Annotated in this window: 20 protein-coding genes; 11 read left to right on the top strand and 9 right to left on the bottom strand. The window is 36.7% G+C overall.

The genetic code is table 11. The features are described from left to right. Positions 1–201: 201 nt before the first annotated feature. The 4 genes from LNP23_RS18255 to LNP23_RS18240 all read right to left on the bottom strand — a co-directional run bounded on the left by LNP23_RS18255 (position 202) and on the right by LNP23_RS18240 (position 8306). A complete protein-coding gene (locus LNP23_RS18255) occupies positions 202–2079 on the bottom strand; it encodes an Ig-like domain-containing protein (protein ID WP_230002319.1) in 1878 nt (625 codons plus the stop codon). Between the two features lie 466 nt (positions 2080–2545). Further along, positions 2546–3634 (bottom strand): efflux RND transporter periplasmic adaptor subunit, encoded by a 1089-nt coding sequence (locus LNP23_RS18250; protein ID WP_230002318.1) that lies wholly within the window; start codon positions 3632–3634, stop codon positions 2546–2548. Beyond that, entirely contained in the window at positions 3624–6908 is a 3285-nt protein-coding gene (locus tag LNP23_RS18245) for an efflux RND transporter permease subunit (protein WP_230002317.1), read from the bottom strand. Before LNP23_RS18245 ends, LNP23_RS18250 begins: the two co-directional genes overlap by 11 nt. A 12-nt stretch (positions 6909–6920) precedes the next feature. Continuing rightward, a complete protein-coding gene (locus tag LNP23_RS18240; protein ID WP_230002316.1) occupies positions 6921–8306 on the bottom strand; it encodes a TolC family protein in 1386 nt (461 codons plus the stop codon). Positions 8307–8470: 164 nt separating this feature from the next. Between LNP23_RS18240 and LNP23_RS18235 the strand changes: the two genes are divergently transcribed. From LNP23_RS18235 to LNP23_RS18225, 3 genes are all read left to right on the top strand, one after another. Further along, entirely contained in the window at positions 8471–9508 is a 1038-nt protein-coding gene (locus LNP23_RS18235; protein WP_047777211.1) for a sensor histidine kinase, read from the top strand. Next, positions 9508–10206 (top strand): LytR/AlgR family response regulator transcription factor, encoded by a 699-nt coding sequence (locus LNP23_RS18230; protein ID WP_230002315.1) that lies wholly within the window; start codon positions 9508–9510, stop codon positions 10204–10206. Before LNP23_RS18235 ends, LNP23_RS18230 begins: the two co-directional genes overlap by 1 nt. Before the next feature lie 78 nt (positions 10207–10284). Continuing rightward, positions 10285–10758: a PepSY-like domain-containing protein gene (locus LNP23_RS18225; protein WP_230002314.1), complete on the top strand. Its 474-nt coding sequence runs from the start codon at positions 10285–10287 to the stop codon at positions 10756–10758. A gap of 82 nt (positions 10759–10840) precedes the next feature. Here LNP23_RS18225 and LNP23_RS18220 read toward each other — a convergent pair whose 3' ends face one another. From LNP23_RS18220 to LNP23_RS18200, 5 genes are all read right to left on the bottom strand, one after another. Next, positions 10841–11605, bottom strand: coding sequence for an SDR family NAD(P)-dependent oxidoreductase (locus tag LNP23_RS18220; RefSeq protein ID WP_230002313.1), 765 nt, complete (start codon positions 11603–11605; stop codon positions 10841–10843). A 167-nt stretch (positions 11606–11772) separates the two neighbouring features. Then, positions 11773–12696 (bottom strand): helix-turn-helix domain-containing protein, encoded by a 924-nt coding sequence (locus tag LNP23_RS18215; protein WP_230002312.1) that lies wholly within the window; start codon positions 12694–12696, stop codon positions 11773–11775. 419 nt (positions 12697–13115) lie between these two features. After that, on the bottom strand, positions 13116–13679 hold the full coding sequence (locus LNP23_RS18210) for a 2'-5' RNA ligase family protein (RefSeq protein ID WP_230002311.1): 564 nt from the start codon (positions 13677–13679) through the stop codon (positions 13116–13118). A gap of 83 nt (positions 13680–13762) precedes the next feature. After that, on the bottom strand, positions 13763–14077 hold the full coding sequence (locus LNP23_RS18205; RefSeq protein ID WP_230002310.1) for a hypothetical protein: 315 nt from the start codon (positions 14075–14077) through the stop codon (positions 13763–13765). Positions 14078–14886: 809 nt separating this feature from the next. After that, the gene (locus LNP23_RS18200) at positions 14887–15816 is read right to left on the bottom strand and encodes an alpha/beta hydrolase (RefSeq protein WP_230002309.1); all 930 of its coding nucleotides are present in this window, start codon (positions 15814–15816) and stop codon (positions 14887–14889) included. A 451-nt stretch (positions 15817–16267) separates the two neighbouring features. Here LNP23_RS18200 and LNP23_RS18195 point away from each other — a divergent pair, with 451 nt between their 5' ends. From LNP23_RS18195 to LNP23_RS18160, 8 genes are all read left to right on the top strand, one after another. Next, positions 16268–17713 (top strand): MFS transporter, encoded by a 1446-nt coding sequence (locus tag LNP23_RS18195; RefSeq protein WP_230002308.1) that lies wholly within the window; start codon positions 16268–16270, stop codon positions 17711–17713. 86 nt (positions 17714–17799) lie between these two features. Next, positions 17800–18636 carry a 5-dehydro-4-deoxy-D-glucuronate isomerase gene (gene kduI / locus LNP23_RS18190; protein ID WP_230002307.1) on the top strand — a complete coding sequence of 279 codons (837 nt, stop codon included), beginning with the start codon at positions 17800–17802 and terminating at the stop codon, positions 18634–18636. Positions 18637–18640: 4 nt separating this feature from the next. Continuing rightward, a complete protein-coding gene (locus tag LNP23_RS18185) occupies positions 18641–19432 on the top strand; it encodes a gluconate 5-dehydrogenase (RefSeq protein ID WP_047777232.1) in 792 nt (263 codons plus the stop codon). A 21-nt stretch (positions 19433–19453) separates the two neighbouring features. Then, positions 19454–20860 (top strand): glucuronate isomerase, encoded by a 1407-nt coding sequence (uxaC, locus tag LNP23_RS18180; RefSeq protein ID WP_230002306.1) that lies wholly within the window; start codon positions 19454–19456, stop codon positions 20858–20860. 169 nt (positions 20861–21029) lie between these two features. Next, the gene (locus LNP23_RS18175; RefSeq protein WP_230002305.1) at positions 21030–22052 is read left to right on the top strand and encodes a sugar kinase; all 1023 of its coding nucleotides are present in this window, start codon (positions 21030–21032) and stop codon (positions 22050–22052) included. Between the two features lie 12 nt (positions 22053–22064). Then, the gene (locus LNP23_RS18170) at positions 22065–22736 is read left to right on the top strand and encodes a bifunctional 4-hydroxy-2-oxoglutarate aldolase/2-dehydro-3-deoxy-phosphogluconate aldolase (protein ID WP_230002304.1); all 672 of its coding nucleotides are present in this window, start codon (positions 22065–22067) and stop codon (positions 22734–22736) included. 208 nt (positions 22737–22944) lie between these two features. Beyond that, complete coding sequence (locus LNP23_RS18165; RefSeq protein ID WP_230002303.1) at positions 22945–24411, top strand: tagaturonate reductase; 1467 nt, start codon at positions 22945–22947, stop codon at positions 24409–24411. 2 nt (positions 24412–24413) lie between these two features. After that, positions 24414–26036, top strand: a complete 1623-nt coding sequence (locus LNP23_RS18160) for a UxaA family hydrolase (RefSeq protein ID WP_230002302.1) — start codon at positions 24414–24416, stop codon at positions 26034–26036. The last annotated feature ends 124 nt before the right edge of the window (positions 26037–26160 follow it).

The following is a 26160-nucleotide window of genomic DNA, read 5'->3' as shown; positions in this document are numbered from 1 at the left end:
TTATGCCTTTTTTTTGCATGCAGATTTGCTTAGACAGTTCGCTATCAGCAGATTGCACAGATTGCACAGATTTTTTTTAAGGTAAATAAGATCAGCTTAATCTGCTAAATCTGCGTGTAAAAGAAAATCTTTACGAACCTTACGGTTAAGCTTGAAACCTGAAACCTGAAACTTGAAACTTTGAAACTTGAAAAATTACCGTTACTTTCTTTCAAACACGCAGCCCAGTACGCTTACCTTATTTGCTGAGAGTAAAGTATAAGAATACGTATCAATTGTTCCGGATTCAACATCTTTTATGAAAAACGATTTTTCATCGTAAGTAAAAGCAGCGTTATCTGTTCCTTCAGTAAAGGTGTCAGGCGAATCTTGTGTTACTTTACATTTATCGTCGTAGGTAATATTATTGTATTTTTGGGTAGAATTAAATATTATTTGGCCTCCGTCTTTTGTAACAATCATTTGTCCGCTATTAATTCTATTTTCTTCCATTACAATATCTCCGTTACCGACACATTGGATATAATCCGGAACGAAGGTACCAATAGCAGGTGTTGCTGAAATCAAGGTCCAGGTACCAATAAGAGATTTAAAGAGCGCCGTGAAAGTAACAGGGACTCCGAGGATATTTGTTCCATCTCCTTTTTTTGCACTAACGGTTACGACTTGCTCTCCGGATGTTCCCAGTTTCCATGTGGTTTGGGCGAAACCATTTTCGTCAGTCATAATGCTGGAAGTTTGAACGGAACCACCACCACTTTCAACTTTAAAATAAACCGGTACGTTGGACTGTATTTTTTCTAAATTGTCAATGATTCTAACCTTTATTGGATTGGTTAGTTGTTTTCCCGCATCGCCAACTTGGCTATTACCTGATACAGATTCAATTTTATAGGGAGTTGTATAGAATAATTTTTCTGTTTCTATTGATTTATTGTAGTCTAACTTATCGAAATCTAAAATTTCAATTTCCACGCCTGCAGTTGCTTTTAACCAAACATCAGCCTTAAAATCCCAATCTAAGGAAGGTGAGGCTATTGCGCCTGATAATTGTTCCATTAAACTAACAGAGGCATAGGGACCCGCCTGACCATAAAGTCTAAAACTTACTTTAGGAGTTAATGCAAGATTGATTGTAGCTTTTGCATTTCCGGTTCGCTGCGATAATGTAAATTTATTTACAGGTGAAAAGCTATTGATGTCATTCCACTGCCCGTTGGCGTACTGTATTCCTAAATTAAACGTGTTTGTCGAAGTAAATGTTGTCTGACGTGTAATAGTCGCATTAATAGTTGCTGAATAATCCAGTATTAAATCCAATTTTGCAACAATTCTTACGGGAACAAGAACCGGTATACCTAATAAAACTGCAGGTACCCATACAGTATGTTTTTTTGTAAAACGATCAGGATCACTTAATATTGAAGATGATTGGTTGACTAAGGTTGTGGCTTGAGCGGCTGTCACAGTTGCAGTAAGTTCACCATTAAGCTTTGCGTTTTTGGCGCTGAGTTCAAAAAAGGTCATGCCGGTTTTATTAAATTTAAAATCAAAAAACCAATTGGGATCAAAATCGATTTGTCCTTTATTCAACACAATACTCAAAGGACCTTCCTGATAGATCGACCGATTAGAAATGGTATAAGAAAACCCCGAAGCTACTTTCTTTTGGGTTAAATCATTCATATCTAAACTAAAGTTAAAGCCACCTTCTTTAAAAAGATCCGCCATAGAGGCCTGAGTGGTTTGTAAAGTGATAATGTTACCATCTACTTTTGATGCGGTTACGTTTCGTATAAAACCTTCTCCCTGATCGCCTACAATCAGATCTCCGGATTTAATAGTGGGGGCGGTACCGGTAAATGTAAATTGATAAATTCCTTCGTCAATCTTAGCTGGTGTTACATCAAGTTGAAGCTTGGTCTGATCAATAATTTTTACATTATCTTCTAATACAGGAACGGTGGATGTTGGTGTTTCCGGGGTTTTTGTCTCTTCATCGTCATTTTTGGAACAGGATACTATTAGCATTAAGGTAGCAGCAAATAGTACGACTAATTTTAGTAGTTTTTTTATCATTTTTTGTTTTTTTGACAGGAGTTAAATTATAAGTTTACTGTTGGTATTGGATAATCATAACGAAGTTAGTTCATTTGTTAATTGTTCGAAATACTCCTAAATGAGTATTTTTTAGTGTTGAGGGTACTGGAATTAATTCAATTTTTTATGGGTTTGTCAGAATAAAAAAGCCCTCAAAAACAGAAGTTTTCAAGGGCTTTTTGGTTCAAGCTTTAAATGAGATATGTGTTTTGTGTGTTTAACCGCAAAGTGTGCAAGGGTTTACGCAAGGCTCGCAAAGATTTTCTTTTGCACGCAGATTTAGCAGAGTAGGCTGATCTTATTTACCTTCTATAAAAAATCTGTGGAATCTGCTAAATCTGCGTGCAAAAAAAATTAAGTATAATGTTAAAAAGGAGTAGTATTGCTATACTTAAAGCTTGGATATACCCCTGATAACTTTATGGTTAGAAAAAATAAAAGTAGATTATTCATTCACAACATCACCTTCTTTAATTTCTTCACTGGCAATTTTGATCAGTTTATCATTTGGATTCAAATCACCGAAAATTTCAATTTTATCGTCGATTTCTCTTCCTTTTTTGACGTTGATTCTTGTTGCTTTGTGATTGAGTATTTTTATAACAAATGTACCCTCGGCTGAATTTACCACGGCAGATTTTGGTGCTACAAAGGTGCTGTCTTTTGCATTAAGCGGTAAAAGAACTTCGGCAACCATTCCCGGTAGCAAGTTTCCTTTTGTGTTGTGTACATCCATCTCAACGCGCTCGGAACGCAGTTTTAAGTCTAGAGCTCCGGACATTCTCTGAATTTTGGCTTTGAAGGTATCAGGTAAAGATTTTACATTAAAACTCATTTCGTCACCTTGATGTAAATACCCCGTATACAATTCCGGAATCGAAACCGCCAAACGCAATTTATCTTGTTGCTGGATTGTCAATAAAGGCAAATCAGAACCTTTTCCTGCCGGGCCTACAAATGTTCCTAAGTTCACGTTTCTTGCTGCAACGATTCCATCAAAAGGAGCACGGATTTCAAGATAACCTCTCATGATTGAAACTTCTTTATGAGCGGCAATTGCGGCTTGATATTGTGCATAATCCGAATTTTTCTTTCCGCTTGCCATTTCTAAATCGTTTTTAGAAATTGTTCCTTCTACTTTGCTTGTTTCGTACAAACGGTTGTAGGTGCTTTTACTGGTTGCATAAATTGCTTCCATCGATTTTAATCTCGATTCGGCTGCGGCCAGTTGTGAACTGATTTCAGGAGCTTCCAGAACAATTAATAGCTGTCCTTTTTTGACTTCTGATCCTATATCTACTTTTAGTGTTTTAACAAAACTGCTCACTTTAGCATACAAATCTACTTGCTGAAAACCGGTTAATTCGGCTGGCAAGCGCAATTCGGTGGTTAGTTTTTCTTTTGCTAAAAGAAAAGTCGCTGTTTTAGGTTCGATTTCTGCGGTAACAGTTTCTTCTTTTTTGGAGTTACAACTGTTTAGAAAAAACAGGGCTGCAAAAAATAGTGCGGTCGATTGTATGATTTTATTTTTCATTTTTTGGTTTTAGTGTTGAGATATAATGGATGCTTTCTTCGTCTTCCGGATCTAATGAAACGGATTGTGTTGTGGTATGTTCCTGTGCCCAGGCAAAAATTAACGGTAAGATTAGCAATACTGCAAAAGTCGAGAATAATAGTCCACCGATAACCGCTCTTCCCAGGGGAGAAACCTGATCGCCACCTTCGCCATGACCAATTGCCATTGGTAACATTCCCGCAATCATTGCCACAGAGGTCATGATAATTGGACGAAGACGCAAGGCTGCCGCTTCACGGGCAGATTCCAGCGCATTGCCATTTCGTTTGCGCAATTGTTCGGCATTGGTAACCAATAAAACTGCATTGGCAATCGAAACTCCAACCGACATGATGATTCCCATATACGATTGTAAATTTAAGGTTGAACCAGTAAGGGTAAGCATTAACAAAGCTCCCAAAACTACCGCTGGAACAGTTGTTAAAATCACCAACGACACTTTGAACGACTGAAAATTAGCGGCCAACATTAAGAAGATTACCATGATGGCAACCAATAACCCAACTTGTAAACTACTTAATGTTTCGCTCAATACAGTACTTAAACCAATGGGAGAAATGAATAATCCCCGCGGTAATTCACCCAATGAATTTATTGTTGCAGCTACATCTTTTGTCGCCGTACCTAAATCGGTTTGGTGGATGTTGGCTGTAACGGTAATGTATGGCATAGCCCCTAAATTGTCATTTTCACCATTTACAAAGCCCGGTGTAATTTTGGCCACATCGCTTAATACAGGACGAAGCGAGTTTTTTAATACCGGAATTTCTCCGATATCAGTTTTACTTTTCATTTGACTAAGCGGAACTTGTACCTGAACCGCAACCGATAAACCTGTTTTTTCATCTATCCAGGTGTTTTTTTCGGTGTATCTCGAAGAAGAAGTTGAGGCAATAAGGGATCTCGAAATATCATTCATATCCACTCCTAATTCTGCTGCACGTGTTCTGTCAATATCAATATTCAAAGCAGGATAATGAATCGGCTGTCCAATTTGTACATCTCTGAAATAAGCTATCTTTTGAAGTTTTTCGACTATTTGACTGGCATAAAGTTCATTTCTTTTTTTGTCCTTTCCTGCAATTCGAATTTCGATTGGAGTAGGTGAACCTTGGCTCAATACTTTGTCTGTAAGTTCAATTGGTTCAAAAGTCAATTTTACATCGGGAAGGATTTTTTTGATTCTCGCTCTCAGATCGTCTTTAAATTCATCCATATCAACATGGTATTCTTTCAAACTCACCTGAAAAACAGCTTCGTGTGGGCCCGCAGTAAAAAGATAAATCGGGTTGATTGAGAATAGAGAAGGATGTTGCCCCACATATACAGAGCTGATTCCGACATGTTCTTTTCCTACCATTTTATTGATTTCTTTCAAAATCAATATGGCTTTTTCTTCGGTGCGTTCGATACGGGTTCCGTCTGCGGCGCGCATTCTCAACTGAAATTGACTTGAATTTACTTTAGGAAAAACATCTTTTCCAATAAAATTTAAAAATACTAGCGCGAGTACGGTGATTCCGATAAGATAGATTAGACTGGTTGCTTTTTTATGTGGAAGCAAACGATCCAGCGTTCTCATAAATCGGATTCTGAAACGTTCAAAGGTGCTTATTTTACCATCTCTATTGGTGTCGTCTCTTTCAACCATTACCTTTTTCTGAGAAATCAAATCTCGCTCAGATTCAGGTGTCAGACCGCATTCATTAAACTCCGCTTCATCATCGGTAATGCTTGGATCGTGTTCGTGTACAGGATGTCCTTTCATGAGCCAGTTGGCCATTACAGGAACAAAAGTTTGAGAAAGTAAAAAAGAAAAGACCATAGAGAATCCGATTGCTAAAGCCAATGGCAAAAACAAAGCTCCCGGAATTCCAACCATGGTAAATGCCGGAGCAAATACCGCCAGTATACAAAGTAAGATCAATAATTTAGGCAATGCAATTTCCTGACAAGCATCCCAAATGGCGAGGGCCTTGGGTTTTCCCATATCGAGGTGCTGATGGATATTTTCGATGGTTACGGTGCTTTCATCCACCAAAATTCCAATGGCCAGCGCCAATCCGCTTAAAGACATTAAGTTGATGGTTTGTCCGAATAATTTCAAGAACAAAACACCGGAAATAATAGAAATAGGTATCGTTAAAATTACAATCAAAGCAGCACGTTTGTCTCCAAGGAAAAGTAAAACCATTAATCCGGTTAAAACGGCTCCGATAATTCCTTCCGTAATTAAACTTTTAACGGAATTGATTACATAAACAGATTGATCAAATTCATAAGATAGTTTTACATCTTCGGGAAGTGTGCTTTGAATTTTTGGAAGTTCCGCTTTCAATTTCTGAACCACATCCCACGTAGAAGCATCTCCTGCTTTTGCAATACTAATATAAACAGAGCGTTTACCGTTTACCAAAGCATAACCATTGGTAATATCGGCACCGTCTTTTACGGTCGCAACATCACCTAATTTTAAGTTTTGAACGCCACCTTTGAATAACGGAATTTGTTCAAAATCCTTAATATCTCGAATCGTATTGTTGGTTGGTGTAATATAGTTTTTGTCACCAATTCTAACATTTCCCGAAGGAGCAGTCTGGTTGTTTAATCGAATGGCTTCTACAATCTGATCAGGTGTCATATTGTGCGAACGCAATAAATCCGGATCTACATTTACTTCAACGGTTCTCGGACTTCCTCCAAAAGGGGCAGGTGATAACAAACCGGGAATGGAAGTGAAAGAAGCACGAACATAAACGTTGGCTAAATCCTGTAATTCGTTATTGGATCTGATTTTACTGCTCAAAACCAATTGACCAATAGGCAAGGAAGAAGCATCAAAACGAATGATAAACGGAGGCTGGGTTCCCGGAGGAAATGCCGCCTGAATCCTGTTGGATAACGCACTCAGTTCGGCTGCCGCCTGAGCCATGTTGGTGTTTTCGTAATAGGTTAATTTCATAATCATTAACCCTTGAACATTCTTGGTTTCTACCGATTTTACACCATTGGCAAAAGGTAAAATATTTACATAATTCTTGGCAAAATAAGCTTCCATCTGATCCGGAGTATACCCTCCAAATGGATGTGCAATATAGATAACCGGTAAATTCATCTTAGGCAAAATATCTACCTTAATGTCTTTGATGGCGCCAATTCCGAAGAAAAATAGGCCGGCAACCATTACCAATATAGATATGGGTTTGCGGAGTGCAAAACGTATTAAATTCATTTGGTTCTATAGTTAAAATTCGTTCATAAATAAGTCAAAATTACCAGTTGCGGCTACTTTCAATAAAAAAGACTGCCAGACATTATTGTTGACAATATCACGGTCAATTTCAGCACGGTTTAGCGTGTAAATAGTCTGTGTTAAATCCGTCAAATCGGTTAATCCGTTTTTGTACAAAGTCGATTTTTGCAAATACGCCTGAGCAGCTGCTTTAACCTGAATTGGGGCTTCTACATAATTGTCGAGTGTAATTTTGATTTTATCTTCGGCAAAAACCAATTGCGATTTCAATTCTCTGTCGGCCTGATTGTATTCTTCCTGCAAAGCTTGGGAAACAAATTTCTGAGCACTGACTTGTTTGCTGGATCTGAATGGTGTCGTTAAATTCCACGTAATTCCAACTCCAACCAAATAATTACTACGATCCGGATTTACACCATCCCAGTAATTTCTGCTAAAAGCGGTTTGATCAGCCGCATAAGAAGAATCAAATCCTGAGGCTCGTGTTTGTAAAATACCAAAAGCACTCATGGTCGGATAGTAAAATCGTTTGTACAATTTAACCTGTTGATTGCTGTAATCGATTCTGGTTTTATAAAGTTGCAATAAAGGGTGAAGACTGTCTGTTGAAACGTTATTGGTTATAAGCTCTTTTGGAATCTGAGTCACAAAAAGCGTATCAGCAATAAAATCCTGAGGAGCAACTCCCATCAAATCGACTAATTTATTATTTTGTTCTTTCACGAAGTTTCGGGCAAGATTTAAAGCAATTTTAGCTTTAGAAACTTCCGCTGTTGCCAAAGTAGAATCTACACCGGCCAATAATCCATTTTTAACCCTCGCCGCAGCCGTTTTTTTGAAAACTTCTGCACGAACCAGATTTTTTTGCTGTGAAATCAATAATCTTTGACTTGCCAATAAATTTAAATAGGCTGCCGAAATTTTGATTTCCTGTTGGAATTTTTCCTGATTTAAATCCTTTTCTTTTGCCTGAACATCAATTTTAGATAAATTGATTTTTTCCTGCGTTTTTCCAAAGGTGAAAAAATCCCAGTTCATATTAACCAAATAAAGAGCACCAAATGCAGAGTTCCAGTTTTGTTCCGGAAGCGGTAATCCCGACGAAGCGACTCCGAGACCTCCAAAACCATAAAGCGGGCCATTCTGTCCGTTGACAGTTCCGTAATCTTGTTGCGCAGATAAATTTAAATTGGGCAGATAATCACGGCGGGATTGTTTGAGCGTTTCCCGAGAAGCGCTGGCGTAGTTGTTTTTTGCTTTGATTGATCCGTAGTTTTCAAGACCAGTCTTCAGGGCTTCTTTTAAAGACAAGGTTTGTGAATGACCGATTGAGGCAAAAATCAAGAAAAATAGTAAAGTAATTTTTTTGAAATACATATAACTCAAAGTGTAAAATGATCTACCAAAATTATTTTACTTTCGATGATTTTTGTCATCTTAAATGATGTAAGACACTAGTAAATGACCAATTGAATTTGTCATTTAATGGAAATAAAAATTAAATATTTGTTCGTACTTTGTAAACTATTTAAGAAGTAAGTATGAATAAGAAGCTGGAAAATATGTTGGATAACAAATGGTGGCAGGAGATTGCCGTTGTTGCCTTTTCCTTTACGATTTATACATTAAAAAACGACTGGATGTTATTTAGTTCAGCGACTTCTATTTTAATGGGGATTTTTTTCTACTGCGTTTTGTATATGCATGCCCAGTTCAATCGTTTTTTTCTGTTGCCAATACTTTTCAGAACCAAAAGACCTTTAACGTATATCTTTTTGACTTTGTTCGGGGTGTTTGTTTTTTCGCTTGTTTTATACGAATTAACTAGGCTCGACATGTTCAGCAATTGTCGTTTGTATCAAAATTCACATCAAAGAAGTTACGTATATCAACTGGCCAGTGTATTGGGGACATTGGTCTGCATTTTGAGTCCGATTATTGTTTTTAAGTTTTATAGAATTCACAAAAAACAAACAGACGAAACGTTATTATTCAACCAAATGCAGTTGAATTCTTTGAAAGGACAATTGAATCCGCACTTTTTATTCAATACGTTTAATACACTTTACGGAATCAGTTTAGAATTTCCCGACAGAACACCGGATTTGATTATGAAAGTGTCACAATTAATGCGATATCAGCTCGAGAGTAATAACAAACAATGCGTATCTTTAGAAGAAGAGTTGGAATTTATAAACAGTTACGTGCAGCTTGAAAAAGAGCGTGTAGGCTACCGTTGTGAGATTACATACGATTGTAAAATTGACAACGAAAACGCCTATAAAGTTTCGCCAATGTTACTGATTGCTTTTATTGAAAATGCCTTTAAACATGGAACCTGTGCCATTGAGAAATGTTTTGTCAGGATTATTGTAACGGTCGAAAATGGGTTATTACATTTGCATGTGGTTAATTCTATTCCCAAGAAAAAAACAGACGTGGTTTCGACTAAAATTGGTTTGAAAAATACGATTGAGCGTTTGAATCTGATTTATGGGAAAGACTATAAATTGGACATTCAGGATGATAAAAACACCTATATCGTTGATTTAAAAGTACAATTGAAAAAGTTTGTTTAATGAGAGAACCCAAAAAATGCATTATTGTTGATGATGAGCCGGCAGCACATTATGTACTGGCGAATTATATCAAGCAAAATCCACAATTGGAGCTTGTTTTTCAAGGTTATAATGGCATTGAAACAATGGATTATCTGCGTGAAAACAAAGTCGATTTGATGTTTCTCGACATTAATATGCCTGAGATTTCAGGAATGGAATTGTTGAAGATTCTTCCCACACACCCGAAGACTATTTTGACAACGGCTTACTCTGAATTTGCACTCGAAAGTTATGATTATGGCGTAATAGATTATCTTTTAAAACCCATCTATTTTCCCAGATTTCTAAAAGCAATTGATCGTTTTTTTGCCACGGAAAATGTAAAGGAAAAAGAGGAGGAAGCAATCGTTAGTTCGGTAAGTGTAAAAGTAGACGGCTATTTTGTTGATATTGCATTAGAGCAGCTTTTGTACGCACAGAGTTTTGGGAATTATGTGAAGCTACATACCACCAAAAAGACCTATTTAGCTTCTATTACCACAACGGAATTAGAGAAATGCCTTCCGGAAAAGAACTTTATGCGAATTCATAAATCGTATATCGTTTCGCTCGATAAAATTGAAAGCACTGAGAAAGATTTTGTTAGCATTAAAAAAGAAAAATTACCGATTGGAATTACTTATAAAAGAGAGTTGTCCGATCGATTAAAAAAATAAAAAATTCATTTGTTATTCATTTTAAAGTAGTACTTTCATTACGTTATTGGATTGGATCTTAATTTAATAGTTGAAATCATGAAAAACGTTTTATTACTTCTTATTTTTCTAGGTAGTGGTTATTTGAGGGCGCAAGAAGGCATTGCGATGAAAGAAGTTGTAACGCCACCGGAAGTAGTTCGTTTCGCTTTTGAAAAACAATATCCGAATAAAACAGCCGTGTGGGCGATGGAATATGTAGGTGATGATAATGATGAAATCAGGTATGAGGCAAAATTCAATCTTACAACAAAGACAAAAGCCCTTTCCGTTTATGATAATTTAGGAAATTTAAAAGCGACTGAAACACAGATTCCGTTAAGCCAGCTTCCGCCAAAAGCACAAGCGTATCTGAAACAGAATTATCCGGCAAAAGCCATTCGCGAAATTGCAATAGTGGTAGATGACAAAAACAAAACAACGTATGAAGTCGGAATAGAAAAAAAGACAAAATTTTACGATGTCGTTTTTGATAAAAACGGAGGTTTTGACGTCATCATTCAAAAAGATTAAAAAAGAATTCTTACTAACTCAATTATATTACCCAAACCCGACAGGTTTTTTAAACCTATCGGGTTTTATTTTTTATTAAATATTATAAGTTCATCCCACCTGAAACTTCAATGCGTTGTGCATTGACCCAGCGGGCATCTTCTGTACATAAAAAGGCTACAACGCCTCCAATATCATCCGGTAAACCAACTCTTCCCAAAGCCGTTAGTGAAGCGATGTGTTGATTTAATTGTTCATTGTCTCTTACGGCTCCATGTCCAAAATCAGTTTCTATGGCACCCGGAGCGACTATATTCACTTTGATTTTTCTGGCGCCTAATTCTTTTGCCTGATATTTAGTTAAGGTTTCCATAGCTCCTTTCATCGCAGCATATGCAGCATAACCGGGGAATGAAAATCGGGCCAGTCCCGTTGAAATATTTACAATTCCACCACCGTCATTCATGTTGGGGAGTGCTTTTTGAGTCAGGAAAAAAGGCCCTTTAAATTGAATGTTGCTCAACTCGTCAAAATCAGCTTCTGTAGTTTCGATATAAGGTTTGTGAATTCCGATTCCGGCGTTGTTCACTAGAAAATCAAATTTGTCTGTATGAAAAGTGTCTTTTAAAGCCGTTTGTACTTCTCCTAAAAAAGAATCAAAAGTATCTGATTTCGAGACATTCAATTGAATCGCTACCGCTTTTTGACCTAGGCTTTCTATTTCCTTTGCTGTAGTTTCTGCCTCTTCTTTTTTACTGTTGTAAGTCAGAATAACATCGATTCCTTTTTTTGCTATAGCCAATGCCATGTTTTTTCCTAAACCTCTGCTTCCGCCAGTTACTAAGGCGATTTTTGTGTGTGCTGTCATTTTATAATTGTTTTTGTTATATTAAATTGATTAGGCAAAGGTAGGAGCGAAGTAGTAATGGGGAATTGTAAATATCAAACCGATAGTTGCGAAATTCAAAGAAAATCAAATTCCAATATTGAAATTCCAAATTCCAAAATTTATCAAAATTGTAATTGGGAATATTTTTAAGATCGGAATGCTAAGGGGGTAAAGGTGGTTTGTTTTTTGAAGAAATTTGAGAAATGTGCGAGCTCTTCAAAACCTAACGAATAAGCAATTTCGGAGATATTCCAATCTGTTTGTTTTAAGAGGGTTTTGGCCTCGTTTGTAAGACGGCTACTGATTAATTCGGTGGTGGTTTTTCCGGTATTTTCTTTTAAAACTTTATTAAGATGATTCACGTGAACGGATAATCTGTTGGCAAAATCTTTTGCTGTTCTCAGTGTAAGTCGCTGATGGGGAGATTCTATAGGGAATTGCCTTTCTAATAATTCGGCAAACAGTGAAGAAACTCGTGCTGCTGAATTGTGTTTAGAATACAAGGCTGTTATAGGTTGCAGTTTTTGTCCAAAGTGAATTAATTCGGCTACATAATTTCGGATCAAATCGTATTTGTACGCATAGTCGGAATTGATTTCTTTTTGTATTTTGTTGAATATCAATTCGACTTCGGCAACTTCTTCATGCGAAATTTGAAAAATCGGGTACCCGTCTGTCGCAAAAATAGGAAGTTCATCGAGATCAATTCCGCTTTTGTTTTTGGATAAAAATTCATTGGTAAACACACAAAACTGCCCCGATTGATTGGTGTCTTGCGGGAGATAATTGTAAGGGATTTTAGGAGTAGCGAACAAAAGTGCATACTGCTCAATTTCAATGATTTTGTCGGCATATTCGGCTCTGTTTTTGCCTTTTATCAAGCTAATCTTATAGTACGCTCTTCGGTCATAAGGCATAATGGCTTTTCCCTGAAGCCTTTCTAAAACTTCCTTAATATTAAACACATTAAAATGACCAATTTCTTTTTTAATTCCATTCGGTAATAAAGAAGCCGGTTCTACTGCGGAACCTTCTGTGATATCCTGGTAAAATGAATCTAGTGTTTTCATGAGGGAGTTGTAAAAATCAAATATACGAAAAAAAGAGGAGTAGTTTTTTTCGTTTCAAGTTTCAGGTTTCAGGTTTCAAGTTTCAAGTTTCAAGTTTCAGGTTTCAGGTTTCAGGTTGGGGGTTGCTTAACCTTATGTGTTTTGTAGATCGATTTTACGTTTTTTTTGTCATTTCGAAGAATGAGAAATCACACAAGAAATTCCGTAAAGAAAATCGCCAATCTTTGTCGAATATTGGATGTGATTTCTCCTTCGTCGAAATGACACGATTACGAGTATTTTTGCGAAAACGAGGAATACAAAAAACCATGACAATACCCATCATCCTTGGCATATTTACACAACTATTCATTGCGGCTTCATAAATAAGCGAGTGAAAAAGTAATCTACTTTGCGTAAACCCCTCGCAAACTTTGCGGTTAAAACAAACTCCCCTGTACAAACTCAGCAACTTCATTGCCATTAAAACTAAAAGTATCAATTACAAAAAACTGCTTTTTTATCGGATCAAGTTCTCGCAAAACGATTTCACAACACAAAAAATCAAGGTCGATTGTGGTGAAAAGTTGTGAAGCAATTTTTAAGTTTTCAGGAGTTAATTTCCTACCGATTGACAAATGAGGATCGTCGCTTTTTTTCAGTTTTAAAGACCTCAATGTTTCCTGTGTTTTTTTCATAATCGGTTTGAGTTCTTTTTTCGAATTTTCATGGGGAGCGATAAAGAAAGCGCCACTATTTTCATAAGCGCCAAAATGATCAAGACTGACCTGAAAAGGGGTAAACGTATCGCAAACTTTAAAAAGTTTTTGTTTGACTTTATCTATTTCCGATTCACTTAAAGAAAATTCACAAATAGTGATATGCGCTACTGAGTTGCAACTGCTGTACCAATCAATTTTAGTTTTCAGAAGTTCCTTCATTGTTTTTATAGCAGCAATAACTGCTTGCGAAGGATAAATAACAACAGAATATTTCTTCATCATTTAGACAGGTTTGGAACGTGCAAATTTAAAATATAATTTGAAGCATTATTGATTTTTGATCATCTGAAAAAAGAGAAAAGGATTTATAATTTTCCTTTAAGATGCAATCGGTGCAGTATTTCAGATTGCAATAACCCGCTTCCACCGCCAAAATGCTCAATTACTTCTACTTCCGGCTGGTTTTTTAGGCAGAAAGCAGTGAATTCTTTTTCGACATGATCTTCTATTCCGGAACTTAATAAAACCAGGTCTATTTTAGTATTCAGAAAGTAATCCTGTGCTAGTTTTTCGTCATTAAAAGCTACCGCATTCCAGTTGTCATTTGCATTTACAAGTCGAAGTAAGATGGGTAAAATTGCTTCATTTTTTCCGAGTATTAAGAATTCAAGTGTCTTCATAATCTTTATTTTATAATACAAATGTATCAGTTAAATACTGGTTTGAACTTAATCTGGAATAAGAAAATTAAATGAGTTTTCAGTCACAGGCACAGTTGGCAGTTTTTAGTGTTGGTGTATCTGATTAGTAGATGTGTTAAATTATCTGTTAAAGCGTAAGTCTTAAGTTGATCTGATACAACAATTTAAGGTTTCTGAAATGTAAATAAATCAAAAAGAATGATGCAAATGTGGGAAACCGTAAGCTATTCTCAAAAGTACGACATAAATTTGCGTAACAGAAGTCGGCAGTTTAGTAGGTTTCATGCCTCTTAAGACAGTATTTACCCTTCGATTGTTATTGTTTTTTTGGAGAAAAACATTTAGTTAAGAAAGAAAATTGGACCTATTCATTTTAGTGTGGATAGCTTTGTATAAAATCAAAATAATACAATAAGGTTTATTTTTTCTATAGTCTATAGATTTGGTTGTTTCATCAAATCTATAGACTTTTTTTGTTTGCTGCATTCATGAATTAAGTCTAAAAGTTTTCGAGTAATTTTTAGAAATTCACTTTTGTTATAATTACTTGGTCTTATACTTTTTCAGCGCAAGTTTTTAAGTAGCAATTTCCGCACTTCTCGCTTTGATGATCTCGCAAAGACGCCAAGTCGCTAAGTTTTTTCTTCTTATTTTTAAGTTTTACTCTTTCTCACTTTGGGTATCTCTTTTATCATGGAGTTTCAAAGTTTTTTTTCCATTTTTTCATTAAAACTTTGCGATTTTGCGACTTTGCGAGATTTTTACTCTTCCGCAACTTTTTGACATGATCAGTATCCATTACTCTTTAACCATTCCTCACAATCTTTTGTCCAATATTTACTGGTGCCATTCACACCCAATCCAAAACCATGACCTCCTTTTTCATATAAATGTAACTCAGCGGTAACTTTATTTTTTTTAAGGGCCAAATAGTAATTAATACTATTTTCCGGCAGAACCACTTCATCATCTGTTGCATGCACTAAAAAGGCAGGTGGAGTCTGGGCAGTGACCCTTTTTTCATTAGAAAAAGAATCGATTAATGCAGAAGACGGAGTTGTAGCTAGTAAATTCGTTTGAGAGCCTTTGTGTGTTATTTCGTTTTGCATTGAAATTACAGGATATATTAAAAGTGAAAAATCCGGACGCGCACTTACTTTTGATGCTGTTTCGTATACTTTCTCCTCATAATGTGTTGCGAGTGTGGAAGCCAGATGACCACCGGCCGAAAAACCCATGATTCCAATTTTAGTTGTATCAATATTCCATTTCGCTGCATTTTGTCGCACGTAACGTACAGACTCCTGTGCATCCTGCAAAGGACCAATCGCTTTATCTTTCATGATTAAATCACTGGGTAATCTGTATTTGAGAACAAAAGCTACGATTCCCATAGAAGTAAACCATTCCGCGACTTTTGTGCCTTCTTTAGCAATGGCCAAATGCGAATATCCACCACCTGGAAGAATAATTACCGCCGTTTGATTTGGCTTGATTTCTTTGGGCAAAAAGACCGTTAAAGTAGGTATCGTAACCAAACTGCTGCTTTGTACTTTTCCGTCCTTTACAGTTTCGTTTTCTTTATAATCGGCTGCTTTAATTTCGCCGGGAATGGTCTTCCAAAGCGGGATTATCTGATTTTGCGCTAGTATTTGATTTAGCATCCCTATAAGCAGGAAGAGAGATAAGACTGTTTTTTTTAAGAGGTAGTTTTTCAATTTTAGAAGTGTTTAGTTGTACTATTTTTTTAGGATTAAATTCAGATTTGCATTTTTAGAAAGCCTGCAGTATTCGCAGTGAAGCAGTATAAACCAGTAAATGTTCAATATGAATGAATAAAGGCTGAATCTGGTACAATTTTTATACCTGAAACGGATTATTTCCACATATTGCTATTTAACAAATATATTGTTTAATATGTAATTTAGCGTAATATTTTCTATACAATGTATTTATTTAAAAGCCTAAATTAATTTTTTACGCAATTTATTTGGAATATAAAGATTTAAAGGTATATTTGTGCAATCGATTACATTTTTTTGTTTCTATTCTGGTTTTGATCCATTGAACAAAGAAGTTGTATTGCGCATAATTGATGAAGTTGAAATGTCGAGAGTTGTAAAATTTTAAGAATTAACCATTACCATAAAACATACAAATTCAGTTACTATGAGCCAAACCAAAACCACAGTTGGAAATTATCGTTGGAGTATATGCGCCCTGCTATTTTTTGCAACTACTATAAATTATTTAGACAGACAAGTACTTTCTTTAACGTGGAGTGATTTTATTGCACCGGAATTTCATTGGACAAACAATGACTATGGTAATATCACCGCGTTATTTTCGATTTTTTATGCGGTATCACTTTTGTTTGCAGGAAGATTTGTAGACTGGTTGGATACTAAAAAAGGTTTTTTATGGGCTATTGGTATTTGGTCTTTTGGGGCCTGCTTGCATGCCTTTTGCGGAATTGCAACAGCCGGAATCATAGCAGGTGAATGGTTTGTTGGTTTTGAAAGAGCAAAAGAAATCATCAGTACGGTAAAGGATACCGGGATGGTGATTAACGTAAGTGTGTGCTTGTTTATTTTTGCCCGTTTTGTGCTGGCTATTGGAGAAGCAGGAAATTTTCCGGCGGCCATAAAAACAACCGCAGAATACTTTCCTAAAAAAGACAGAGCCTTTTCTACCAGTATATTTAATGCCGGAGCAACAGTAGGAGCCTTGGCGGCGCCAATATCAATTCCTTTTATAGCAGAGTCTTTTGGTTGGGAAATGGCTTTTATTATCATTGGGGCTCTTGGTTTTGTGTGGATGGGTTTTTGGGTGTTTATGTATGATAAACCCGAAAAACACCCAAAAGTAAGTGCTGCAGAATTGGAGTACATCCAACAAGATGATGTCGCAGACAGCAAAATGGCTGGATATGTTCCTGAAACAACAACTAAAGTGTCTCTTGCCGCTTGTTTTAAATACAAACAAACCTGGGCTTTTGCATTTGGTAAATTTATGACCGATGGTGTTTGGTGGTTTTTCTTATTCTGGACCCCAGCTTATTTGAGCTCTGTTTACGGAATGGATTCAACACAGGCTGCTTTGCCCTTATTTGTATTGTACATGATCACCTTACTATCCATTATTGGAGGTTGGCTGCCCACTTATTTTGTGGAGAAAAAAGGAATGAATCCCTACGAAGGCAGAATGAAAGCAATGTTAATTTTTGCTTTTTTCCCGCTCTTAGCTTTAATCGCACAACCTTTAGGACATATAAGTTATTGGATTCCCGTAATCATAATTGGTATTGCAGGAGCTGCACACCAGTCCTGGTCGGCAAATATCTTTACAACTGTTGGTGATATGTTTCCTAAAAAAGCAATTGCAACAATTACCGGAATTGGCGGTTTAGCAGGTGGAGTAGGTTCTACTTTCATTAATAAAGGATCGGGAATGTTGTTTGATTATGCCAAAGAAAGCAATATGGCCTTTATGGGCTTTCACGGAATTGAATCAGGTTATTTTATCATTTTTTCAATTTGTGCCGTTTGTTACTTAACAGGTTGGTTGGTAATGAAAACGCTAGTGCCAAAATACAGTCCAATTACAGATTTATAAAATAAAAAAAACTTTTAAACGGTTTAAAGGATAATTTTAGAATATTATTTTAATTTTATGCAATCGATTACATTAAATTTAAAGTTATGACAAAACACAGTTCAAGATACGCGTCAAGCCCGGAAGCAGTTAAAAAATACGACACACAGCAATTAAGAGAAGAATTTTTAATTGATGACCTAATGCAGGAAGATGAGATTGTATTGGTCTACTCGCATTACGATAGATATATTACGGGTTCAGCAGTTCCTTTAAGTGATTTGCAATTGGAAACTATTGATCCTCTTAAAGCGGGTTATTTTTTAGAACGCAGAGAAATGGGAATTATTAATGTAGGAGGCAGCGGTTCAATCGTTGTTGATGGAGTGTCTCATTCATTGGGATTTAAAGATGCTTTGTATATCGGTAGTGGTAATAAAGAGGTTGTTTTTAAAAGCGATGACCGCAAAAATCCGGCTAAATTTTACATCAACTCAGCACCGGCTCATACGAATTATCCAACGGTAAAAGTGAGCTTGGCAGAAGCCAAGAAATTAGAATTAGGCACAGTGGAAACTGCGAATCATCGCACCGTAAATCAAATGATTATCGGAGGGGTTGTAACCACTTGTCAATTGCAAATGGGGATGACGGAGTTAAGAACGGGTAGTGTTTGGAATACCATGCCGGCGCACGTTCACGATCGCAGAATGGAGGTTTATTTCTATTTGGATATTCCCGAAAATCAGGCCGTTTGTCATTTTATGGGGCAACCGCAGGAAACCAGACATATCTGGATGAACAATCATCAGGCTGTAATTTCTCCGCCATGGTCTATTCATTCCGGTTCAGGAACAAGTAATTATACTTTTATCTGGGGAATGGCGGGCGAAAATTTAGATTACGGAGACATGGACGTTTGTAAAATCACAGATTTAAGATAAGAATATGGCAAATTCATTATTTGATATAGAAGGAAAAGTAGCCTTGATTACAGGAAGTACACACGGACTGGGAATGGCAATGGCAAAAGGATTAGGAAAAGCCGGAGCAACAATTGTTGTAAACGGTAATTCTTCGCAACAAAAAATTGATGATGCGGTAAAAGAACTTCAAAACGAAGGAATTAAAGCCGTTGGTTATAGATTTAATGTGACCGTAGAGGAGGAAGTTAGTGCTGCAGTTCAAAAAATTCAAAGTGAAGTAGGACCAATTGATATTTTAATTAACAATGCCGGAATTATCAAAAGGATTCCGCTAATCGAAATGGAAGTGGCCGATTTTAAGGAAGTAATTGACCTCGATTTAGTAAGTCCGTTTATTGTTTCTAAACACGTTGCCAAAGGAATGATCGAACGAAGACAAGGGAAAATAATCAACATTTGCTCCATGATGAGTGAATTAGGCCGAAATACAGTAGGGGCTTATGCCGCTGCCAAAGGTGGTTTGAAAATGCTAACCAAAAATATGGCTACCGAATGGGCAAAATACAATGTTCAGATTAACGGTATTGGTCCGGGGTATTTTGCAACAGAACAAACCAAACCGATTAGAGTAGAAGGGCATCCCTTTAATGATTTTATAATTAACAGAACGCCTGCTGCGAAATGGGGAGATGCAGATGATCTGGCAGGAGCAGCGATATTTTTGTCTTCTAAAGCGAGTGATTTTGTCAACGGTCATATTTTGTATGTTGACGGTGGAATCCTTGCTACTATTGGTAAACCGGCTAACGAATAATTTTTAATTAGATAAAAAAGTATGAGTTCAAATACCACATTCATAAATGATAATTTTTTGCTTGAAAATAAATTCGCGGAAGAATTGTATCATAATTACTCAAAAAATCAATCGATAATTGATTACCACAATCATTTGTCTCCACAACATATTGCAGATAATACCATTTTTGATACAATTACAAAAGTATGGATCAATGGGGATCATTATAAATGGCGCGCCATGCGTACTTTAGGGATAAAGGAAGAATTTATTACAGGAAACGCTTCAGATAAAGATAAATTTATAAACTGGGCGAAAACCGTTCCGTACACCATGCGAAATCCTTTGTACCACTGGACACATTTGGAGTTAGCACGTTATTTTGATATTTATGATTTGTTGAATGAAAAATCAGCAGAAAAGATCTATATCGAAACGACAGAAAAAATAAACTCTGAAAGTTACAGCACGCAGAATTTGCTTAAAAAAGTAAATGCTGAACTAGTGTGTACAACCGAAGATCCTATTGATACGCTGGAGTTTCATCAAAAATTAGCTAAGAATCCGATTGGGACTAAAATGAGTACGGCTTTCAGGCCTGATAAAGCCATTCTAATTTCAAACGATGGTTATAATGCCTATCTGGACACATTAGGGGATGTGTCCGGTGTGGCGATAAATACCTATTCCGATTTATGTAGCGCTTTAAAAAAACGAATCAAGTTTTTTAGTCAAAATGGCTGTAAACTAAGCGATCATGGATTAGATCAGATCTATTTTGAAGAATTTACAGAAACGGAGGTCAATACGATTTTCAAAAAGAAAAGAGAAAACAGAATTATTACTCCGGAAGAAGCTTTAAAATTCCAAAGTGCCATCTTGCTTTTTTTAGCAGAAATGTATCATGAGGAAGGATGGGTACAGCAGTTTCACTTAGGTGCTTTACGTAACAATAATGCACGCATGCACAAAATTTTAGGTCCGGATACGGGTTGGGATTCAATTGGAGATTATCCGCAAGCGCAAAAACTATCTTCTTTTTTAAATGCTTTGGACAGCAAAGATAAATTGACTAAAACAATTATCTATAATTTAAATCCGGCAGACAATGAAGTCATGGCAACCATGATTGGAAACTTTAATGACGGAAGTAGTAAAGGAAAAGTACAATTTGGATCAGGTTGGTGGTTTCTGGACCAGAAGGACGGAATGACAAAACAATTGAATGCCCTTTCAAATATGGGATTAATTAGCTGTTTCGTTGGAATGTTAACCGATTCAAGAAGCTTTTTGTCTTTCCCGAGACATGAGTATTTCAGACGTATTCTTTGTAATCTTTTAGGTGACGAAATCAAAAGAGGAGAACTTCCAAATGATATGGAATGGATTGGAAAATTGGTACAGGACATCTCTTATAACAATGCAAAAGAATATTTTAAATTTTAAGTTTTTAGATTATTAAGAGAATAAGTTTTATTTAGAAAAAAGAATAACCGCAAGGGTTTACGCAAGGTTCGCAAAGATTTACACCAGGTTCACAAAGTTTTAAATCCTTTTAATTCTGCTAATCTGTGGCAAAAAAAAGAAGTTATCTGCGGTAAAATAATAGAATAATATGAATAAAATAGTTGCATTCGGAGAAATAATGTTACGGCTTTCGACAGAGCGGCATTTGCGTTTTTCGCAAGCTAAAGCTTTTGGAGCTTCTTATGGAGGAGGCGAATTTAATGTTTGCGTTTCACTGGCGAATTACGGTCTGAATGCAGAATTTGTAACCCGTTTACCTGAAAATGAAATAGGAGGTTCAGCATTAAAAGAAATGCGAAAAATGAACGTCGAGTCAAAAAATATAATTTTTGGAGGAGAACGTCTGGGAATCTATTTTCTGGAAACCGGAGCCGGAACTCGTGGAAGCAATGTGGTTTATGATCGAGCACACAGTTCAATGGCAACCATTGAAAAAGGAAGTATTGACTGGGAAAAAGTATTAGAAGGTGCAACTTGGTTTCACTGGAGCGGAATTACACCTGCCATCTCTAAAACTGCTGCCGAAGCTTGTCTGGAAGCGATTAAAGTAGCACATAAATTGGGAATCACGATTTCATGTGATTTAAACTACAGATCCAAATTATGGCAGTATGGTAAAACGCCGAGTGATGTTATGCCCGAGTTACTAAAATACAGCAATGTGATTTTGGGAGATATTGATACCGCGTATTTTATGTTAGGAATTCCAAAAGTAAATCCAAACTACCAGGATGAGAAAACGCTTCCTGCTTTGTATACGAAACTCTTTGATTTTATTCCGAATTTAAAAATTGCAGCGACCACACTCCGTTATTCGGTTAGTGCCTCTCACCAAAGAATTGGAGGGATTTTGTTTGATGGAAAAGCGATTTACAATGCCGCTGTCAAAGAAGTAACTCCTGTTGTAGATCGAGTTGGTAGTGGTGATGCCTTTATGGGCGGATTGATTTATGGTCTATGCGAATATCAGAACAACAACCAGAGAGCTTTAGATTTTGCAGTAGCTGCTTGTTGTTTAAAACACACTATTTCGGGAGATTACAATTTAGTGACATTAAAAGAAGTAGAGAATATGGTTGATGGTGATGCTACAGGTTTGGTATCAAGATAATTAAAATAAAAAATGGCAAAATATTCAAGAATTGAAGTGGCTTCGCAAATGAAAGAAAACGGTATGGTTCCGCTCTTTTTTCATACGGATATCGAAGTGAGTAAAAAAGTGTTAAAAGCTTGTTATGATGGTGGTGCAAGGTTAATGGAATTTACAAGTCGCGGCGACTTTGCCTTTGAGGTATTTGGGGCTTTAAATAAATATGCATTGGCTGAATTACCGGGAATGATGTTGGGCGTAGGATCGGTTACAGACGCAGCAGCAACGTCTTTATACCTGCAGTTAGGAGCTAATTTTATTGTGACTCCTGTTTTTAGAGAAGATATTGCAATAGTCTGTAATCGTCGTAAAGTATTATGGTCACCGGGTTGCGGGACACTTACCGAGATTGCCAGAGCCGAAGAATTAGGATGCGAAATCGTAAAATTATTCCCGGGAGATATCTATGGACCGGAATTTATAAAAGCAATAAAAGGCCCTTGTCCCTGGACAAGTATTATGCCCACAGGAGGTGTTTTACCAACCGTAGAAAGTCTGACTTCGTGGCTCGATGCCGGTGCGGTTTGTGTTGGCTTGGGGTCACAGTTAATCTCAAAAGAGATGCTTGATAAGAATGACTTTGAGGGTTTAAAAAACAAAGTAAGTGAGGTTCTGGCGATCATCAAAAAGATAAAAAATAAATAGTACAATTATAACAGTTCCCTGTTCGACGAGTCGTTTTTTGGAGTTTTAGTTATTGTAATAGAACATTACACTTGCAAAATAAATCTTGTGAATCCTCACGACAAGATTTATTTCTCACTCAGGTGTGATGTTTCTTTTACAATTTAAAAATGTAAAAATCAGACTAGGAGATTGTTAGGGGAATTGATAAAGTGATAAAGAATTTAAAATGGAAAAAATAAACAGATCAAATGCGAAGTTAACAGCGAAACTTCCAATCAAGATTGTGCAATTTGGAGAGGGTAATTTTTTAAGGGCTTTTGTAGAATTTGCTATTCAAAAGCTCAATCAGAAGGCTGATTTTAATGCCGGTATTGCTGTGGTACAACCGATCGATAAAGGCTTGGTTCCGATGATTAATGCACAGGACGGTTTGTATACTTTATTTATGAAAGGGGTTAAAAAAGGGCAGGAAATTCAGGAGAAAGAATTGATTACCAATATTGTAAAAGCAATTGATCCGTATGCTTCTTTTCAAGATTTTTTGGCTTTGGCCAGAGAAGAAGAATTGGCTTTTATTATATCCAATACAACCGAAGCCGGTATAGAATATATCGCATCTGATCTTCCGACAATGCAGCCTCCGGTGTCTTTTCCGGCGAAATTAACGGTGCTTTTACACGAAAGATTTAAGCATTTTAATGGAGAAGCTTCGAAAGGATTGACCATTATTCCCTGTGAACTGATCAATTACAATTCGGATACGTTAAAAGAAATTGTTCTAAAATATGCTATTGAATGGAAATTGGAGCAGGACTTTGTTTTTTGGGTCATCAACAACTGCTCCTTCCATAATACTTTGGTAGATCGAATTGTTCCGGGTTATCCAAGGGATCAAATCGAAGCATACAACAGTCAGTTGTCTTATAAAGATGATTTGATTGTAAGTGCGGAAAGTTTCTTCTTGTGGGTAATTGAAGGTGATGATGCGCTGAAGGCAAAACTTCCATTTGATAAGACCGATTTAGACGTAAAGATCGTCAAGGATATGCAGCCGTATCGCACCCGAAAAGTGAGGATTTTAAATGGAGCCCATACCGCTATGGTACCTTTCTCGTTGCTTTACGGAAACGAAACAGTTAAAGAAACGGTAGATAATGCCTTTACGGGTGAATTTGTAAACAAAGCCGTTTTCGAAGAAATCAATGAAACCTTGGCTATGGATCCAGCCGAACTGGCCAGTTTTGCCGAGGAAATTTTAGATCGTTTCAGAAATCCTTTTATCAAACATTTATTGTCTTCGATTGCCCTAAACTCGATTTCTAAATTCAAAGTACGTGTTTTACCAAGTTTGACGGAGTATGTCGCTATTCATAAAAAGTTGCCGGTTCATTTAACGTATGCATTTGCCTGCTTAATTCGTTTTTATAAAGGAACCTGGAATGGACAAAATCTGCCAATAAGCGACAGTGAAGATATTATTTCTTTTTTTAATGAAGTCTGGAAATCAAATGACTATAATGAAATTGCAACACTCACTTTGCAAAATAAAAGTTTCTGGGATGAAGATTTGACTACGATTCCATCTTTGACAGAAACTATTGCTGAAGCCTTAAAAGAAATAGATGAAAAGGGTATCGAACAAGGTTTTACCAATTTTAAAAAACAGATAAATTCAGGAACTTACATACAATAGTTATGGAAACGCAAAAAAAAATAATAAAAGTTAATCCTACCGATAATGTTGCGGTCGCTTTAGTAAACCTGACAGCAGGGGAACTGATTCATTTTGAAGGAGAAACGATTGCAATTGGTTCTGATGTAAAAGCCAAACACAAAATTGCTTTAACTCCGCTTAATACAGGCGACAGGATTATTATGTACGGTGTTTTGGTAGGAAAGTCAAGTGAAAGAATAGAAAAAGGAGACTTGCTTTCTACATTAAACGTAAAACACGAAAGTGATAAGGTAACAGGCAAAACGGAAACGATTGGTTGGACCGCACCCAATATTGACAAATGGAAAGACAGAACTTTTCTGGGTTACCACAGAGAAGACGGACAGGTTGGAACTGAAAATGTATGGTTGTTTTTTCCTTTGGTTTTTTGTGAAAACAGGAATATCGAGATCTTAAAAGATATTTTCGAAAAGGAATTAATGAAACCTAAAGAAAATGACTATCAGCTTTTACTTCGCTCTTTAGTAAGTAAAGAAAGCGGAGTGGATAGCAAGGAGGGAAAAGCAAGCAATCCGGATTTATTCAACAATATAGAAGTAAAATTTATCACGCATCAGGGTGGTTGTGGCGGAATTCGTCAGGATTCGCATAGTCTGGCTAAGTTATTGGCCGGATATGTTAACAATCCGAATGTGGCTGGTGCTACGGTTTTGAGTTTAGGTTGTCAAAATCTTCAAATTCAAATTTTTAAAGATGCATTGAATGAAATTAATCCGGACAGTAAAAAACCGGTTTTAATTTACGATCAGCAACAAATAGGGACGATTGAAGCCATGCTTAGCAGTGTTGTGAAAGATACTTTTGAAGAAATCAAAAAAGCAAATGAACTAGAGCGAACACCGGCACCCTTATCAAAATTGAAAATTGGTTTGGAATGTGGTGGTTCTGACGGGTTCTCTGGAATCTCAGCGAATCCCACATTAGGAGTTACTTCCGATTTGTTGGCTGCTTTAGGAGGAACTACCATTCTTTCTGAGTTTCCGGAATTATGTGGTGTAGAGCAAGAGTTGGTCAACCGTTGTGTAGAAGAAGAGGGAGGAAAACGTTTCTTGGATTTGATGCAATGGTATGAAAAAACGGTTGTGGATGCAGGTTCAGGGTTTGATATGAATCCATCTCCGGGTAATATAAAAGACGGTTTGATTACAGATGCCATGAAATCTGCAGGAGCTGCCAAAAAAGGAGGAACCTCACCAATAGTTGGGGTTTCGGACTACGGAGAATACATTACAAAACCGGGATTAAATTTACTTTGCACTCCCGGAAATGATGTAGAATGTACAACTGCAATGGTAGGATCCGGAGCCAATATGGTTTTGTTTACCACGGGTTTAGGAACACCAACAGGAAACCCAATCGCACCCGTTGTAAAAATTTCATCCAACACAGAATTGGCGAAAAAAATGTCTGACATTATCGATATCGACACCGGAGGAATTATTACAGGTGAAAAAACAATTGATGAAATGGCCGACGAAATGTTAGAATTTATCATTGACGTAGCCAGCGGTACCATCAAAACCAAAGCGGCAATTCTAAACCAAAACGATTTTATTCCTTGGAAACGCGGAGTTTCTTTGTAGAGTTTAAACCATATAAGTGATGTAAGTTCATTGAAGTTTGCGCTATAGTAAACCTTACTATGGGTATATTTAAATACTGGTTTTATTTAATATTAATAAATACTTTTTGAATTGCCGTTGGTTT

Source organism: Flavobacterium cupriresistens (assembly GCF_020911925.1).
GTDB lineage: Bacteria > Bacteroidota > Bacteroidia > Flavobacteriales > Flavobacteriaceae > Flavobacterium > Flavobacterium cupriresistens.
Note: the sequence above shows the minus strand (reverse complement) of the source record. Positions and strands in the feature narration are given on the sequence as shown.

What these genes read in the sequence shown, in the direction of transcription:
- LNP23_RS18255 (WP_230002319.1), bottom strand. Translation starts at nt 2,079, where the DNA reads ATGATAAAAAAACTACTAAAATTAGTCGTACTATTTGCTGCTACCTTA.
- LNP23_RS18250 (WP_230002318.1), bottom strand. Translation starts at nt 3,634, where the DNA reads ATGAAAAATAAAATCATACAATCGACCGCACTATTTTTTGCAGCCCTG.
- LNP23_RS18245 (WP_230002317.1), bottom strand. Translation starts at nt 6,908, where the DNA reads ATGAATTTAATACGTTTTGCACTCCGCAAACCCATATCTATATTGGTA.
- LNP23_RS18240 (WP_230002316.1), bottom strand. Translation starts at nt 8,306, where the DNA reads ATGTATTTCAAAAAAATTACTTTACTATTTTTCTTGATTTTTGCCTCA.
- LNP23_RS18235 (WP_047777211.1), top strand. Translation starts at nt 8,471, where the DNA reads ATGAATAAGAAGCTGGAAAATATGTTGGATAACAAATGGTGGCAGGAG.
- LNP23_RS18230 (WP_230002315.1), top strand. Translation starts at nt 9,508, where the DNA reads ATGAGAGAACCCAAAAAATGCATTATTGTTGATGATGAGCCGGCAGCA.
- LNP23_RS18225 (WP_230002314.1), top strand. Translation starts at nt 10,285, where the DNA reads ATGAAAAACGTTTTATTACTTCTTATTTTTCTAGGTAGTGGTTATTTG.
- LNP23_RS18220 (WP_230002313.1), bottom strand. Translation starts at nt 11,605, where the DNA reads ATGACAGCACACACAAAAATCGCCTTAGTAACTGGCGGAAGCAGAGGT.
- LNP23_RS18215 (WP_230002312.1), bottom strand. Translation starts at nt 12,696, where the DNA reads ATGAAAACACTAGATTCATTTTACCAGGATATCACAGAAGGTTCCGCA.
- LNP23_RS18210 (WP_230002311.1), bottom strand. Translation starts at nt 13,679, where the DNA reads ATGATGAAGAAATATTCTGTTGTTATTTATCCTTCGCAAGCAGTTATT.
- LNP23_RS18205 (WP_230002310.1), bottom strand. Translation starts at nt 14,077, where the DNA reads ATGAAGACACTTGAATTCTTAATACTCGGAAAAAATGAAGCAATTTTA.
- LNP23_RS18195 (WP_230002308.1), top strand. Translation starts at nt 16,268, where the DNA reads ATGAGCCAAACCAAAACCACAGTTGGAAATTATCGTTGGAGTATATGC.
- kduI (WP_230002307.1), top strand. Translation starts at nt 17,800, where the DNA reads ATGACAAAACACAGTTCAAGATACGCGTCAAGCCCGGAAGCAGTTAAA.
- LNP23_RS18185 (WP_047777232.1), top strand. Translation starts at nt 18,641, where the DNA reads ATGGCAAATTCATTATTTGATATAGAAGGAAAAGTAGCCTTGATTACA.
- uxaC (WP_230002306.1), top strand. Translation starts at nt 19,454, where the DNA reads ATGAGTTCAAATACCACATTCATAAATGATAATTTTTTGCTTGAAAAT.
- LNP23_RS18175 (WP_230002305.1), top strand. Translation starts at nt 21,030, where the DNA reads ATGAATAAAATAGTTGCATTCGGAGAAATAATGTTACGGCTTTCGACA.
- LNP23_RS18170 (WP_230002304.1), top strand. Translation starts at nt 22,065, where the DNA reads ATGGCAAAATATTCAAGAATTGAAGTGGCTTCGCAAATGAAAGAAAAC.
- LNP23_RS18165 (WP_230002303.1), top strand. Translation starts at nt 22,945, where the DNA reads ATGGAAAAAATAAACAGATCAAATGCGAAGTTAACAGCGAAACTTCCA.
- LNP23_RS18160 (WP_230002302.1), top strand. Translation starts at nt 24,414, where the DNA reads ATGGAAACGCAAAAAAAAATAATAAAAGTTAATCCTACCGATAATGTT.